Source organism: Pseudoalteromonas sp. GutCa3, from assembly GCF_002836155.1.
GTDB classification, from domain to species: Bacteria; Pseudomonadota; Gammaproteobacteria; order Enterobacterales; family Alteromonadaceae; genus Pseudoalteromonas; species Pseudoalteromonas arctica.
This window is the reverse complement of the sequence record NZ_PJBK01000032.1, coordinates 36568-51531: the sequence shown is the minus strand read 5'-3', so window position 1 is coordinate 51531 and position 14964 is coordinate 36568. Positions and strand designations below refer to the sequence as shown.

Genomic DNA, 14964 nt, shown 5'->3' with positions numbered 1-14964 from the left:
ATGCAAACCAATCCACTCGATGGCCTGCACGATATAATAGCGCCAAGCCAAGTTAATTGGTGGCCACTCGCCCCTGCTTGGTGGGTTATTATTGCACTACTGTTTTTAGCACTGTGCGCAGCTATTTATATATTTTACAAAAAACATAAATTTAAAAAGCCTAAACGCTACGCAATACAATTAAGCCAAAGTGAGCAAAATCCTCAGCAACTGCATATTATTTTAAAACGTTTAGTGATTGAATATTACGACAAGCGCCTTGCTGCGCAATCTACCTCTAAATGGTGCACAACACTTAATACGCTTACCGGTTTGAGCTTTACAGAACAAGAAATACTAAGCTTGTATAACCCCAGCCAAAAAGATACAACACTGTGCGAAAAATTTCGCCAAGGTATTAAGCAATTTAAAATAAAGGAGTCAGTAAATGTTTGAATTTAGCTGGCCATGGTTATTTTTATTACTGCCCTTGCCTTTATTACTTTTACTATTAAAACCCGCGGCAAGTAATGCCAGTACGCGTTTACGTATACCCAGTTTTGCAAAGCACAATTTAACCAGCCAAAGCATTGAGCCACACGCACGACGTTTAAATCCTTTCGAATGGATAATTTGGTTATTACTTGTTACTGCCGCTGCCAATCCAACATGGTTAGATGAGCCAATCTCATTACCAAATGAAGGGCGCGATATAATGTTAGCAGTCGACTTATCAGGCTCGATGACCGAACAAGACATGGCTTACAATGGCCAATATGTTGACCGCCTTACCATGGTAAAAGCCGTACTCAGTGATTTTATAGAGCAGCGTCAAGGCGACAGGCTTGGGCTGATATTATTTGGCGATACCGCGTTTTTACAAACCCCCCTCACGCGCGACGTTAAAACAGTAAGTAAAATGCTCAGTGAAGCGCAAATTGGTTTAGTGGGACGCGCAACAGCCATTGGTGATGCATTGGGTCTTTCGGTAAAACGCTTTGCCAATAAAGATGAAAGTAACCGTATTGTGGTGCTATTAACCGACGGACAAAATACCGCTGGTAATTTAAACCCAGAAGATGCACTACTGCTAGCCCGCGAAGAAGGTATTAAAGTGTACACCATTGGCGTTGGCTCAGATAATCCGCGCGGCTTTAGCCTCTTTAATATGGGTAGCTCTAGTGGCAGTAATTTAGATGAAAGCTTACTCAAAAAGATTGCCGAGCAAACTGGCGGATTATACTTTAGAGCCAAAGATGTAGCAGGCCTTCAACAAATTTACGCAGAGCTTGATAAACTTGAACCTATTAGCGCTGATGAACAAACATTTCGCCCACAAAGCTCATTATTTTACTACCCGTTACTTATTGCCATTTTACTTATTAGCTTAAAAGTAATGCTTAGTACACTGCGTGCATTAAAGGAGCCAAACTAATGGATTTTGAATTTATTCGCCCTGCTCTTTTATGGTTACTCATACCTGCTGTGGCATTATTTTTTGTTGCCTTAATTAAGCATAAAAAAACGACTAGTGAGCAGCTAATTGCACCGCATTTAGCACAATTTATAATGAGCGAAGCAAACACTAAAGCCAGCCAGCCACTTTGGTTAGTTGCTTTGTTTTGCAGCCTTGGCATTTTATTTAGTGCTGGGCCTAGCTTTGAGAAAAAACAAGTTCCTGTATTTCAAAGTAAAAGTGCCCGTGTAATTGTTATGGATATGTCGTACTCAATGTACAGCACTGATATTTTACCAAATCGTTTAATGCAATCACGCTTTAAAGCGCTTGATATGATTGAGCTATTTAAAGAAGGTGATACCGCGCTTGTAGCTTACGCAGGCACGGCCTATATAATATCGCCACTAACAAACGACGCCACAACACTTAGTAATTTAATTCCAAGCTTAAGCCCTGAAATAATGCCAGACAAAGGCTCAAACGTTTTAGCCGGTCTTGATATGGCCAAAGAGCTATTAACGCAAGCGGGTTATATTGATGGCGACATTATTTTAGTGACCGACGGTATTGACCAGCAAGAACAAAGCGACGTGAGTAGCTTTACCAGTAACACCCAATATAGATTAAATATATATGGCGTGGGTACCGCTCAAGGCGCTCCAATTAAGTTACCTGAAGGTGGTTTTTTGAAAGACAGATACGGCCAAATTGTAGTACCTACTCTCAATGCCAGTCAGCTTAAAAATTTAGCATCGAGCAGTGGTGGTAAATTTGCTAGTTACCAGCCTAGTAATAACGACATAAATACGTTTGCCCCAAATGCACAGAGTGAATTATTGAAAGACGAAAAACAAAGCCACGCACTTTGGCGAATAGATGCAGGTATATACGGACTCTTGTTATTACTGCCATTTGGCTTGTATTTATTTAGACGCGCTGCCTTGCTGGGGGCTTTTTTAGCCTTTAGCTTTTTACCGCAGCAAAATGCGTATGCCGTAGAGCTTCCTACTCTTTTGCAAAATGCAGATCAACGTGCATTAGAGGCTTACAAAAATAAAGAATACGATGCAGCAACACAGGCGCAATCGAGTGAGTTAAAAGGCGCGGCGCTTTACCAGCAAGGTAATTTTGATGCTGCACTTAATGAGTTTAGTAATGATAAGTCGGCTACCGGTTTATACAACTACGGTAATGCCCTTGCCAAAGCTGGCAAGCTTGAGGACGCCATTGAAGCCTACAAACAAGCCCAAACCTTACAAGACGACTTTACACAAGCAACTGACAACCAAGCTTTAGTTGAACAATTACTCAATCAACAAGAGCAACAAGATCAGCAAGATCAGCAAAGCGACGGCGACGACTCTCAAGACCAAGATGATAGCCAGAAAAAAGATGAGCAAAACCAAGGGCAAAATTCTGATGAGTCAAAACAGGATAAGCAACAAAATGGTGATAAAAGCGATTCTGAAAAAGGCGAAAACGAAAGTCAAAGCCCCAGCGATGAAAAATCTGATAAAGAATCAGATAAAGAGTCTGAACCATCAAAAGATCAACAAGGTGAGCCTGGCGAGCAATCAGACAAGCAAAATGAACCTGATATGCAAGCTCAGCCACAAAGTGAGCAAGGGCAAAATAAAGACGCTGACCAGCCTCAAGACGAGCAGCAACAAAGTAAGCCACAAACAATGAGTGAGCAACCTGCTACTGATGAGCAAAAACAAAATGCTCAACAACAAGCTATGCAAGCCCAAGCAAGTGAGCTCACTAATGAAGAAAAAGAAAAAGCACAACAGCTTAATCAACTACTTAGAAAAGTCCCGGACGATCCGGCTATTTTATTACGGAATAAAATGCAATTAGAAGCCCAAAAAAGACAATATAAACGTCGCCCTACAGGAGTCGAAAAATCATGGTAATGCGATTATTTTGCTGTTTATTGCTATTAAGTGCGATGCCTTCGTGGGCTGCCACCAAATTAGAAGCCAGCGTAGATAAAAACCCTGTTTTAGCGGGTGAATTTTTTATGCTTAATATATCCGTAGACGATACAGTTAAAGGCGAGCAACCAGACACCTCATCGCTGTTAAAAGACTTTGTGGTAGGCCCAACAAGCTTAAGCTCTCGTACCAACATTATTAATGGCAGCATTAATAAACAAACCACGTGGTCAGTTAAATTAATGACCCGTTCAGAGGGCGATTACACTATTCCTGCATTTAGCGTTGCAGGGTTAACCTCACAGCCTATTAAATTAAAAGTGGCAAAACGCTCAGTTGATGCAGATAAAAATAACGAAATATTTTTAAAAACGTCGCTCTCAAGTAATTCATTATTTGTGCAAGAAGCCGGTGTTTACACTATTAAGCTCTACCTTGCGAAAGAGCTGCTTGATGGCAGCTTAAGCACACCAAATATGGAAGATGCTCAGCTAACCCAATTGGGTAAACAAACTGAAAGCTATGAGCTTGTTGATGGTAAACGCTACCTTGTTATTACTCGCGAGTATTTGATTCAGCCACAAAAAAGCGGTGCGTACACTATTGCAGGCCCCGCTTTTCAAGGACGAGTACAACAAAATTATCGTCAATTAGAAGTATCAGCTCTTGGCGACGATCAGCAAGTAGAAATCAAACCAATTCCGAGTGACTATAAAGGTGCGTGGTTACCAAGCGAGCTAGTTAGTCTTGATGAAGAATGGCAACCTAACGACAACACCGTAGAAGTAGGTACGCCTATAACACGTACTATTACACTTACCGCGCTTGGTGTTACAAAAGAGCAATTACCTGAAATCTCTATGCCTACCATTGATGGCATACGCAGCTACCCTGATAAAAAAGAAAATAACAATGCAGTACGTGACGGACGCGTTGTATCGCAGCAAACTGCATCGTATGCATTACTGCCGCAAAAACCAGGTACTTACACTTTACCTGAAATACAGCTGCCTTGGTTTAATACTAAAATGAACCGTATTAGCGTAGCTACATTGCCAAAGCGCACTATAACGGTAACGCCAAGTAGTACCGCACCTAATACCGCCGTGGCAAACCCACAATCAAACCCAAACAATTTACCTGCTATTGAAAATATTTCGAATGAAGCGGCAGGCACACAACGTATTGAAACTAAAAGTGATACTCCTCTTTGGTTAATAGTTGTTGCCGCTTTAGGGTATATTTTATGGATTGGTACTGTAATTTTTTACTTAATGACCCGTTCTACTAAAAATACGACTGAGAAATTACAACCAAACAACCGGGATATTTCTCAGCCGAGCTTAAATGAGCTTAAAACGCTCGCTAAAACACACGATGTGAAAGCTTTTTACACCGCATTAAATAGTTTTTCTGTAAAGGTGACTCACAAAAATGTTGGCGCTATTGATGAGCTTTGCTATAGCGTAAAGAGCAGCGAGCTTAATGGCCTCATTAGCCAATTGCAGGCACAACTTTATAGTAATAAAGGCGCAAACACGGATCTTAATGCTATTATTAAAATTCTTGAGAACTATCAAACTCAATCATCAAAGTCGCAACAAGCTGTATTAAAAGACCTTTATGATTAATAACTACGATACTCAGGTCTTTTTTTGCAATAAATAATAATTTTTAATTAAAAAAGTGCTTATGCTTGGAAAGAAAAAATCAAACAATCAGGTCTTAATCGATATGGCAGAGAAACAAAAGCGTTATGAAGCCTTGGTCCACGTTTACAATAAAGAGCTTTATCGCTTTGCTTATTGGTTATGCCGTGATCCGCACATAGCAGATGATTTAGTACAAGAAACGTTTTTACGCGCGTGGCGTTCTCTCGACTCTTTACTTGATCAAAAGGCAGCTAAACCTTGGCTGCTTACTATATTACGAAGAGAAAATGCGCGCCGATTTGAACGTAAACAGTTTGATTACAGCGACGTAGAAAACGATACGCTTGTTGATGAAACCAGCCACCCATTAGATGATGAAATGGAGCAAACGGTTATCCAACGCCAGATTGCCCTGCTATCTGATGAATACCGAGAGCCATTATTACTACAAGTTGTAATGGGCTGCTCTGGTGAAGAGATCGCTGGCATACTTAATTTAAATAAAAACACGGTAATGACTCGTTTATACCGTGCCCGAAATCAACTTAAAGAGGCTTTAAGCCGTGATGATGAACAACTTAAAGGGGCATCAAAATAATGGATGAACTTGAGTTTCGTCGCCGCACTATTGCGCAGCCAAACGACATTGACAAGGAGCTCATGGAGTTTGCTAACAATAACCCAGAGCGACAAAGTTTTATTAATGATATGAAAGATTTTGATAAATTTATTCAAGACTCTTTAGATATACCTGTGCCTGAAAATCTTGCAGACCGCATTCTTTTAAACACATCGTTAAAAGAAAAAGCACTACAAGAAGAGCAAGCAACAGGAAAAAATGTAGTTGACGCCCGCTCGCGTTTTAAGCTTGACCGCGTGCATCTTGCATTAGCTGCATCTTTTGTAGTGGCTATTAGTGCCTTCTTTTTTAGTACAGAGCAAAATATTGCACACGAAGCGGGTGAGCATGCGCTTGCCCATGTGTACTACGAAATTAGTGCGCTTGATAAAAAAGAGCCCATTAGCCTACAAAGCGTTAACGACAAGCTTGCAGTATTAGGTGGTCATCTTGATGAGCTTCCTGGTGATGTAACTTACGCTATGTTTTGTGATTTTAAAGGCGAAAAAGGGCTACATTTGATATTTGAGTCTGACTTTGGTCCTATGACGGTATTTATAGTACCTTCTGAAAATAAATCATTTGGTTTTGGCGATGATAATTTCCGCGATGAGCGCTTTGAAGGTCATATTAACCGAGGCTCACAAGCAGATACTATTTTAGTGGCAAGTGTTGGAGCACCTCTAAATACTTATAACGAACGCGTTACTGGCGCTATTCGTTGGCTTTAAAATAAACAAATTTACCGCTTAGTCCCTACTAAGCGGTTTTTTGATTATGTACCCACCAATAAACCTTTTCTTTTATACTCAAAACCTCTGATTTTTAAAGTAATTAATTAAACTCCTTAAGAAAGTAAATTATAATCGCGGCTCGATTTTAATTAGGGAATTTCATGAAGAACATCATCGTTATTTTTTCATTATTGGCATTATTATGTACTGCCAGTTTTGATGCACACGCACGTAAAAAGTTTGGCAGTAGTAAACGTGGACAAACACCTGCAACACAACAAACAGCGCAAAAACAACAAGCAGATACAACAACCCCAACAGCAGCACCTAAAGCCACATCAAATAAAAAAGGCATTATGGCTGGCGTTTTGGGTGGTCTTTTAGCTGGTGGCTTAATTGCAGCAATGTTAGGCGACGAGTTTGAAGGTTTTCAGCTATTAGAAATGATTTTATTAGCTGGCGGACTATTTATTTTATTTAAGCTAGTAACAGGCTTTTTACGTGCTAATCGTGCCCCACAACTTGCCAGTGCAAGTACAAGTGCTCAGCAAAATGCTTTTAAGCAAGCACCAATCGAGCAGCCAATGAGTACAGGCTTTGCTAACAGCGCGCCACAAGGTGAAAGTGTGCCTTTTAATTTACCACCTAACTTTGACGTTAATGGCTTTTTGCAAGGTGCCCGTAGTCATTACCATACGCTACAAACTGCATGGAATAATGCCGATTACACCACAATGGCTGAATACTTAAGCCCTGCACTTGTTGCCGAATTTAAAGCTGAACGTGAAGCTATACAAAGCGTAGAAACAGAAGTGATGTTTATTGATGCCGAACTTGTGCGCGCAGATACAAACGCGCAATCGTGGCAGGCTAGCGTTCGCTTTAAAGGTAAGTACCGTGATTTAGGCGATAAAAAAGAACAGCCTATTTTAGAAATTTGGCACTTAGAGCGTCTAATTTCAGACGATGCTCCATGGCTAATAGTGGGTGTTGAAGATTTAATTGATACTCAATAAGCTTTTATTATTTTAAACACCGCGCTTTTTAGCGCGGTGTTTTTTTATTTAAAAAACAATTGATTTACCGCGCCCTGATGCTTCAGAAGCGGCATCTAATTGACCATTTTTATTAATAATAACGTGTAAGTCACCAAAGTGTCTCTCGTCTATGGTGTAACCCATTTTTGTAAGCTCTGCTTTTACGCTATCGGTTAAACCTATGTGTGTTCTAATTATATTTTTAGGCCACAATTGATGATGAAAACGAGGGCTATTTACAACCTGCTCTGCAGTCATATCAAACTCTACCGCATTTAAAATAGATTCGTACACAGAGCTAATAATGGTTGTGCCACCAGGCGAGCCTGTCACCATTTTAACGGTGTTGTCTTTAAGGAGTATTGTAGGCGTCATAGAGCTAAGCATACGCTTGTGCGGCTGTATTTCGTTAGCTTTACCGCCTATTGCACCAAACACATTCATAACGCCTGGTTTGGCACTAAAGTCGTCCATTTCATCATTTAAAATAAACCCTGCACCTTCAACAACGACACCGCTACCAAACCCTAAGTTTATTGTGGTGGTATTTGCGACAGCGTTACCCATTTTATCAACGATTGAAAAGTGCGTAGTTTGCTCACTTTCTTTAAGGCCCGGTTTAATATTTTCGGTAGTCGAGATAGCGGTTAACGAAATGCCATTACTGCGCTCTTTGAGGTAGTTAATATTAGTTAACGCGTTTACTGGAACATCAAAAAAATCAGGGTCGCCTAAATACTCTGCTCTATCTGCAAATACACGTTTACCTATTTCAGAAAGTAAGTGCACATACTGAGTCGAGTTATGCGCTAAGCCTGCATCTGGTTTTTGTAACTCATACATTTTGAGCCACTGTAAAATAGCAATACCACCTGAACTCGGCGGTGGCGAAGTAAGTACTTCATAACCATTCCAACTTGCTTTAATGGGTGTACGTGATTTAGCGGTATAATTTTTTAAATCATCTTGATTAATAATACCACCATGCAGATGCATAAATTTAGCAATAATATTTGCAGTTTCGCCTTTATAAAATCCATCTTGGCCGTTATCACGAATACGCTTTAGCGTTGCCGCTAACTCTGGTTGCTTAAAGACTTTATTGGCTTTTACATCAGCAAAATATTTTTCAAAGTTTACATTTATTTTTTGCTCTTTTAGATGGGCTATATAATGGCTAACACCTATTGCTAACTTAGGCGGAACTACAAACCCTTGCTCAGCCAACGTTACAGCAGGCTGTACTAGTGCTTCCCACTTTAAAGTGCCATGCTTTTGATGGGCAAGCCACATACCCGCTACACTGCCAGGTACACCGCTTGCGTGAATGCCATATATTGATTTGTTTGCAATAACATTACCTTGCTCATCTAAATACATATCACGATGAGCCGCTGTTGGCGCTGTTTCGCGATAATCTATAAAATCGCCTTTGCCATCTTTTTGAATAAGCATAAATCCCCCGCCGCCAATATTTCCGGCTTCAGGAAGCGTCACTGCAAGTACAAATTGTGCCGTAATAGCCGCATCAACAGCATTACCGCCTTGCTCTAATATACTTTTAGCAGCATCGGCACTGAACGAGTCAGGCATTGCGACCGCGCTTTGCGCTAAAGGCTGCGCCAAAACACTAAAAGTAGTGAACTGTAAAACCAGTACACTTTTGACGATTAATTTACGTGGTGAAAAAAACAATCCCATACAACATCCTTAATTTATTATTTTTGTTGCCCATATTAATGCACGTCATTTAAGGGCAGGTCAATCTTTATGCTGTTGATATTTAATCATCTTCAAACGTTTTTTGAATAAAGTACCGCGGGTAAGTCGCCTTGCTCATCTGTATGTTTATAATTTTTTATAAATTGCAGGCCTAACTTTTTCATTATTGTTATAGAGGCCGTATTATCTTTTAGTGCAGTTGCGCTTATCGCCTTAACGTCATCTTGCTTAATGAGTTCATCACATAATGCTAAAGCCGCCTCGGTTGCATAACCATGCCCCCAACTTGCTTGCTTAAAGCGCCAGCCTATTTCAATATCACTGTAGTTTGGTGCATCAGTAAAAAAGCCCATAGGCCTTATTAATACCCAACCTATAAATGTATTGGTTTGCTTTATAGTGATACTCCACAGCCCCCAGCCTTTTAGATCATTTCGATATGCGAGCATACGAGGCACTCCCTCATTTTTTATTTGCTCTAAAGAGGTAGGTACACCTCGCGTTAAATACTGCATTACGGCGGGGTCTTGGTCGAGTTCAAATAATTGAGGCCAATCGTGCTTACTCATTAATTTAAAATTTAATCGTTTTGTTACGGGGGCGTTCATTTTCATTGTTGTATAGTCTGCCTCGAATTAATTATCAGTCTCTAAAGGAGATAGCACATGAATAAATTAGCAGGTTTAGCTTTATTAGGCACTTTAATTACATTAACTGGTTGTGAAGATGCCAACGAAGTAAAAGAAGATGCAAAAGATAAAAGCGCACAAATGCAAGAAAAGCTTGGTGATGCATGGAACGACGTTAAAGAGACAACTAACGATCTTAAAAATGATGAGTCTTTAAACGAGCTATTAGAGCAAAGTAAAACAATGGGCTTAGACATGTACGACGACGGCAAAGAGATTGCGGTTGATGCATGGATTAAAAGCAAAGAAGCTGCTGGCGAGTTAACTGAAAAAACTAAGCAGAAAGCGCAAGAAATTGCTGACGAAATTGAGCAAGCGCGTAAAGAACATAACGAAGGTTAATTTAACTTTCGATAATAAAAAAGGAAAGCCTCGGCTTTCCTTTTTTGTTTTAAGCAGTTTAGCCCTGACATGTGTTTACATATTTAGGGCTTATAAGCTCAAATTAACCTTTGTACTTACTCATAACTAAAGTCGCGTTTGTGCCACCAAAGCCAAAGCTATTAGACATTACAGTATTTAACTCAACATCACGACGTTCAGTAATAATATCTAAACCTGCCGCTTGCTCATCTAGCTCATCAATATTAATTGAAGGCGCTACAAAGCTGTGCTCTAGCATCAATAATGAGAAGATAGCTTCGTGAACACCTGCAGCACCGAGGGCATGACCCGTCATTGCTTTAGTTGCGCTGATCATTGGTGACTTACCACCAAACACTTCTTGAATCGCACCAAGCTCTTTAACGTCGCCTACAGGTGTAGATGTACCATGCGTGTTTAGGTAATCAATACTGTCTACATCTTGCATAGCTTGGCGCATACAACGTGCTGCACCTTCGCCAGATGGAGCAACCATGTCGTAGCCATCTGATGTTGCACCGTAACCAACAATTTCAGCGTAAATGTGCGCGCCACGTGCAAGTGCATGTTCAAGTTCTTCAACTACAACAATACCGCCGCCGCCAGATATAACAAAACCATCGCGGTTTGCATCGTATGTACGAGACGCTTTTTCTGGTGTTTCGTTGTACTTAGTAGAAAGTGCGCCCATAGCGTCAAATTCCATTGCCAATGTCCAGTGTAGTTCTTCACCGCCACCAGCAAAAACAACATCTTGCTTACCTAATTGAATTTGTTCTACTGCATTACCAATACAATGCGCAGATGTTGCACATGCAGAGCTAATTGAATAGTTAACACCTTTAATTTTAAAGGGTGTTGCTAAACAAGCAGATGTAGTGCTCGCCATAGTACGTGGAACCATATAAGGCCCTACACGTTTTACGCCTTTTTCACGTAAAATATCAGCAGCTTCTACCTGCCATTTAGACGAACCACCGCCAGAGCCAACAATAATACCCGTGCGCTCATTTGATACTTGGTCGTCAGACAAACCTGAGTCTTCAATTGCTTGAGTCATCGAAATATAAGAATATGCAGCAGCATCCCCCATAAAGCGCATTGCTTTGCGGTCAACATGTGCTTTAACGTCAATATCAATTTTACCCGATACGTTACTACGTAACTTATAATCGGCAAATTCTTGGTTAAAAGCGATGCCGCTTTTGCCCGTTTTTAACGATTCTAATACTTCTTCTTTGTTGTTACCAATGCTTGATACAACACCGATACCTGTAATTACAGCTCTTCTCATGGGTAATTCCCTTAGCTTAATACTTAATTGCATTCTATTTTACGCGAATTTAATCACCTAAGTGGTCAGCTTTCTAGCGTACACTTGTACTCTGAACTGCTAGCTTATAAATAACGCCAGACTATTACAAAGAAAACCCGTAAAATAATTAAAAATATATCTATAAATTTAAAAAATTATGATTAAGAACGCACATAGTCACATTAATAATTTAGGTACACCTTTGACTAATGACTCCGGTGATATTTATTTTTCTAATGACGATGGCTTAGCTCAATCGCATTATGTGTACTATGAGCAAAATAATATAGATGTACGATTACAAAATCATGACCAATCACATTTTGTTATTGCCGAAACCGGTTTTGGCACCGGTTTAAACTTTTTAAATACGTGGCAACGCTTTAAAGACCACCTTGAGCGGATGCAAGTTCAAAATGAATGTGAAAAAAGCGTAAAACGCCTACACTATATTTCGTTTGAAAAGAATCCCTTAACATTAACAGACTTAAAACAAGCATTAACCGCTTGGCCTACCTTAAGTTATTTTAGTGAGCAATTAACAGTAAACTACCCAATTAATTTAGAAGGATGCCACCGGCTCGAATTTAATAATGGCAATGTTGTTCTCGATTTATACTTTGGTGATGCGCTTGAATCAATACAAGCAATGAGCTACCCGCAAACAGGAATTGTTGATGCTTGGTATTTAAATGGGCCTGAGCCAAGTAAAAATCCTGATATGTGGCAGCAAAGTTTATTTAACTCCATGGCTGATATATCAAGAGCTAATGCAACCTTATCGACTTTTACTGCCGCTGACTTTGTTCAACGAGGATTAATAGAGGCTGGCTTTAGCACTAAAAAAGCCAAAAATTTTAATCAAAAAGAAGATATGCTTACTGGCCAACTTAAACATGTTAATAACGCTCAATCAACCCCCGCTTATTTTAATCAAGATAGCAGTACTTTAAAAAATGTAGCGGTCATTGGCGGTGGTATTGCCAGTAGCTGTATTTTATACAGCTTGGCTAAACGAGGCATAACCAGCCAATTATTCTGCCAAGATGAAAAGCCTGCAATGGGGGCATCGCACAATGTGCAAGGTGCTATTTACCCTCACCTACAAGCTAAAAACTCGCCACACAGTGAATTGTTTGCACATAGCTTTTTATACGCAAAACGCCTATATAACAACTTACTTAGCAGTGGTTTTAATTTTGATTACGATTGGTGCGGCGTATTACAACACGCAGTGAAAAAACCTCTAGCTGATAAGCACGAAAACTTAGCACAAAAGCAACTGTGGCCAACCCAGCTAATGCGTAACGTAACCGCAGAGCAAGGTAATGAAATAGCCGGCGTAACGACAGGTTATTCAGGCGTGTTTTTTGAACAAGGCGGCTGGGTTAACCCGCCGCAATTAGTAAACGCTATGCTAAGCGCTGCAAATAGCATAAACCCATTTAAAAGCCTATTTAACTGCAATATAAAGCAGCTTAAAAAAACTGATAGCGGTTGGTTTTTATTAACGAATGATGAGCAGCTAGGCCCTTTTAGCGATGTAATTATTTGTGCAGGCGAGCACAGCGATGCATTTGAACAAACAAAAGCGCTACCTATAGTAGGCGTGCGTGGTCAGGTTTCACATATTGAGGCAAGTGAGCAATCACGCAAACTTAAAACAGTGCTATGCCATAAAGGGTATTTTACCCCGGCTTATTTAGATCATCACTGTATGGGTGCCACATTTGAAAAAAACACTAAAAGCCGCCAAGTTACAGCGCTCGACAACCAATTAAACCAAGAGCAACTACTTAGCTTTTACCAACAAAGTGAATTTGCCTCTACCCTTGGCAATATAACCTCGGCAAAAGCGGCTGTTCGCTGCACATTTATAGATCACCTACCAATGGCAGGGCAATGGTGCGAACAAAGTGATTACATAATGGCCTTTGCTAATCTACGCTTAGGTAAACGCTACCAATATGAGCAACTTAATAAACCACAACAAGGCCTGCATATTTTTACCGGTTTTGGTGCACGCGCTTTATGCAGCGCACCGCTAAGTGCAGACCACCTCGTAAGTTGTTTAAATAACGAACCCCGTCCATTAAGCGAACGTGTAAGCCAAGCTATTCACCCTGCCCGGTTTATAGTGCGAGACTTAATTCGTAATAAAATTTAAATGACATTGGTGCTTATTGAGGTAAAATAAGTACCAATAAAAGGAATTTATTACTCAAAGGACTCTAATGAAAACTTTAGCATTTTTAATAGTGTTGCTATGCACTCTATCGTTTAACGTACTCAGCCAAAACGTCACTGAAATCCCACTTCCTGAAGAGTTTGTTACAACGATGGACGTAGCAAGCGAATACCCAATGGTACGTACTGGTTATTTAACCGATTCAATTTCTGATATCACTCGCTTTTATCAGCAAAAATTAGGGGTACCTTCAAAAACAAATGGCAATAGTACATATCGCACTTTGTTTTATAATTACCAAGAACATAAAGTCCGTATTAGTCTATACCGCCGTAGTTATGTGACCGAAGTGAGTATAATGGTTGAATAAAAAGTTCTAAAAAACACGCCAAAAGCAGCTAATTTTAATGCTCAGTTAAGTATTGAATTTTAATTAAAGTATTTTTTGAAATTAGCTCATTTAAACTCTTTTTTACCCTTTAAAAATAATCCCCTACCCCAAGGTCTGTTTGTAAGCACATTACTTTTACTATTTATTGGAAGGAGTTAATTATGAGTAAGACCCTAATTATTGGCGCAAGCGGACAAATAGGTAAAATGACAACTGAGCTACTTTTAGAAAATGAGCAAAATGTTGTGGCATTAGTGCGTGACAAAAATAAGTTAAGCGATTTAAACAGCTCTTTTTTAACTATTGTTGAGCAAGATCTTGAAGGCGATTTTGGTGATGCAATGAAAGGCTGTGACCAAGTGATTTTTGCTGCTGGTTCTGGTGGAAGTACAGGCGATGATAAAACTGTACTCATTGATTTATGGGCTGCAACAAAAGCAGCTACATTCGCTAAAGAGCACGGTGTTAACCACTTTATTATGGTCAGTTCAATTGGTGCTGACGATCCAGATTCGATTCAAGGTGATTTAAAACCTTACTTGGTTGCTAAGCACATGGCTGACGAGCACCTAATAAACAGTGGTTTAAATTATACCATTGTTCGCCCTGGTACATTGACTGACGATAGTGCTTCAATGCAAGTAACGACGCAGCAACCAAGTGATCGTTCAGAAGCTAAAATTAGCCGCGAAAACGTAGCTAATGCATTATTACATATTGCGACCAACTCATTTATTAGTAACCGCATTTTTAAGTTGTTTGATGGCGACAAGCCAATTAAAGCCGCTGTTAAATAAGCTTTAATACCAATTTAATTAAACGTATGAACAATTATTACAAAGAATATGTAATTCATCGATAAGGCAAAAAATTACAGTG

The 14964-nt window shown here is 39.8% G+C and carries 14 protein-coding genes; 11 read left to right on the top strand and 3 right to left on the bottom strand.

All coding sequences use genetic code 11. The features are described from left to right. From CXF64_RS06530 to CXF64_RS06500, 7 genes are all read left to right on the top strand, one after another. Positions 1-435 (top strand): DUF4381 domain-containing protein, encoded by a 435-nt coding sequence (locus CXF64_RS06530; RefSeq protein WP_004335624.1) that lies wholly within the window; start codon positions 1-3, stop codon positions 433-435. Continuing rightward, entirely contained in the window at positions 428-1414 is a 987-nt protein-coding gene (locus CXF64_RS06525; RefSeq protein ID WP_101216619.1) for a vWA domain-containing protein, read from the top strand. The genes CXF64_RS06530 and CXF64_RS06525 overlap by 8 nt, the downstream gene beginning before the upstream one ends. After that, the gene (locus CXF64_RS06520; protein WP_101216618.1) at positions 1414-3354 is read left to right on the top strand and encodes a VWA domain-containing protein; all 1941 of its coding nucleotides are present in this window, start codon (positions 1414-1416) and stop codon (positions 3352-3354) included. The genes CXF64_RS06525 and CXF64_RS06520 overlap by 1 nt, the downstream gene beginning before the upstream one ends. Further along, positions 3348-5006, top strand: a complete 1659-nt coding sequence (locus CXF64_RS06515; protein WP_101216617.1) for a BatD family protein — start codon at positions 3348-3350, stop codon at positions 5004-5006. Before CXF64_RS06520 ends, CXF64_RS06515 begins: the two co-directional genes overlap by 7 nt. Before the next feature lie 61 nt (positions 5007-5067). Further along, positions 5068-5625: a sigma-70 family RNA polymerase sigma factor gene (locus tag CXF64_RS06510; protein ID WP_101216616.1), complete on the top strand. Its 558-nt coding sequence runs from the start codon at positions 5068-5070 to the stop codon at positions 5623-5625. Then, positions 5625-6377 carry a DUF3379 family protein gene (locus CXF64_RS06505; protein ID WP_024608912.1) on the top strand — a complete coding sequence of 251 codons (753 nt, stop codon included), beginning with the start codon at positions 5625-5627 and terminating at the stop codon, positions 6375-6377. Before CXF64_RS06510 ends, CXF64_RS06505 begins: the two co-directional genes overlap by 1 nt. Before the next feature lie 164 nt (positions 6378-6541). Next, positions 6542-7396, top strand: a complete 855-nt coding sequence (locus CXF64_RS06500) for a Tim44 domain-containing protein (protein WP_101216615.1) — start codon at positions 6542-6544, stop codon at positions 7394-7396. A gap of 48 nt (positions 7397-7444) precedes the next feature. On the opposite strand, the gene ggt is transcribed toward CXF64_RS06500, so the two are convergent. Next, positions 7445-9118, bottom strand: coding sequence for a gamma-glutamyltransferase (gene ggt, locus CXF64_RS06495; RefSeq protein ID WP_101216614.1), 1674 nt, complete (start codon positions 9116-9118; stop codon positions 7445-7447). Between the two features lie 92 nt (positions 9119-9210). Then, positions 9211-9753, bottom strand: a complete 543-nt coding sequence (locus CXF64_RS06490; RefSeq protein WP_101216613.1) for a GNAT family N-acetyltransferase — start codon at positions 9751-9753, stop codon at positions 9211-9213. Between the two features lie 51 nt (positions 9754-9804). Here CXF64_RS06490 and CXF64_RS06485 point away from each other — a divergent pair, with 51 nt between their 5' ends. Continuing rightward, positions 9805-10170 (top strand): hypothetical protein, encoded by a 366-nt coding sequence (locus CXF64_RS06485; RefSeq protein WP_008169794.1) that lies wholly within the window; start codon positions 9805-9807, stop codon positions 10168-10170. Positions 10171-10273: 103 nt separating this feature from the next. Here CXF64_RS06485 and fabB read toward each other — a convergent pair whose 3' ends face one another. After that, entirely contained in the window at positions 10274-11485 is a 1212-nt protein-coding gene (gene fabB / locus CXF64_RS06480; protein ID WP_007582000.1) for a beta-ketoacyl-ACP synthase I, read from the bottom strand. 178 nt (positions 11486-11663) lie between these two features. On the opposite strand from fabB, the gene mnmC reads away from it, so the two are divergent. The 3 genes from mnmC (at position 11664) to CXF64_RS06465 (ending at position 14882) form a co-directional block, all read left to right on the top strand. After that, on the top strand, positions 11664-13673 hold the full coding sequence (gene mnmC, locus CXF64_RS06475; protein ID WP_101216612.1) for a bifunctional tRNA (5-methylaminomethyl-2-thiouridine)(34)-methyltransferase MnmD/FAD-dependent 5-carboxymethylaminomethyl-2-thiouridine(34) oxidoreductase MnmC: 2010 nt from the start codon (positions 11664-11666) through the stop codon (positions 13671-13673). Positions 13674-13740: 67 nt separating this feature from the next. After that, positions 13741-14064 carry a hypothetical protein gene (locus tag CXF64_RS06470; protein WP_101216611.1) on the top strand — a complete coding sequence of 108 codons (324 nt, stop codon included), beginning with the start codon at positions 13741-13743 and terminating at the stop codon, positions 14062-14064. Positions 14065-14246: 182 nt separating this feature from the next. Continuing rightward, complete coding sequence (locus CXF64_RS06465; protein ID WP_007581997.1) at positions 14247-14882, top strand: NAD(P)-binding oxidoreductase; 636 nt, start codon at positions 14247-14249, stop codon at positions 14880-14882. Positions 14883-14964 lie beyond the last annotated feature (82 nt).

Excerpts from the sequence above, each read along its gene's own strand:
- ggt (WP_101216614.1), bottom strand. The coding sequence starts at position 9,118 with ATGGGATTGTTTTTTTCACCACGTAAATTAATCGTCAAAAGTGTACTG.
- CXF64_RS06525 (WP_101216619.1), top strand. The coding sequence starts at position 428 with ATGTTTGAATTTAGCTGGCCATGGTTATTTTTATTACTGCCCTTGCCT.
- CXF64_RS06530 (WP_004335624.1), top strand. The coding sequence starts at position 1 with ATGCAAACCAATCCACTCGATGGCCTGCACGATATAATAGCGCCAAGC.
- CXF64_RS06485 (WP_008169794.1), top strand. The coding sequence starts at position 9,805 with ATGAATAAATTAGCAGGTTTAGCTTTATTAGGCACTTTAATTACATTA.
- CXF64_RS06520 (WP_101216618.1), top strand. The coding sequence starts at position 1,414 with ATGGATTTTGAATTTATTCGCCCTGCTCTTTTATGGTTACTCATACCT.
- CXF64_RS06500 (WP_101216615.1), top strand. The coding sequence starts at position 6,542 with ATGAAGAACATCATCGTTATTTTTTCATTATTGGCATTATTATGTACT.
- CXF64_RS06490 (WP_101216613.1), bottom strand. The coding sequence starts at position 9,753 with ATGAAAATGAACGCCCCCGTAACAAAACGATTAAATTTTAAATTAATG.
- mnmC (WP_101216612.1), top strand. The coding sequence starts at position 11,664 with ATGATTAAGAACGCACATAGTCACATTAATAATTTAGGTACACCTTTG.
- CXF64_RS06465 (WP_007581997.1), top strand. The coding sequence starts at position 14,247 with ATGAGTAAGACCCTAATTATTGGCGCAAGCGGACAAATAGGTAAAATG.
- CXF64_RS06470 (WP_101216611.1), top strand. The coding sequence starts at position 13,741 with ATGAAAACTTTAGCATTTTTAATAGTGTTGCTATGCACTCTATCGTTT.
- fabB (WP_007582000.1), bottom strand. The coding sequence starts at position 11,485 with ATGAGAAGAGCTGTAATTACAGGTATCGGTGTTGTATCAAGCATTGGT.
- CXF64_RS06515 (WP_101216617.1), top strand. The coding sequence starts at position 3,348 with ATGGTAATGCGATTATTTTGCTGTTTATTGCTATTAAGTGCGATGCCT.
- CXF64_RS06510 (WP_101216616.1), top strand. The coding sequence starts at position 5,068 with ATGCTTGGAAAGAAAAAATCAAACAATCAGGTCTTAATCGATATGGCA.
- CXF64_RS06505 (WP_024608912.1), top strand. The coding sequence starts at position 5,625 with ATGGATGAACTTGAGTTTCGTCGCCGCACTATTGCGCAGCCAAACGAC.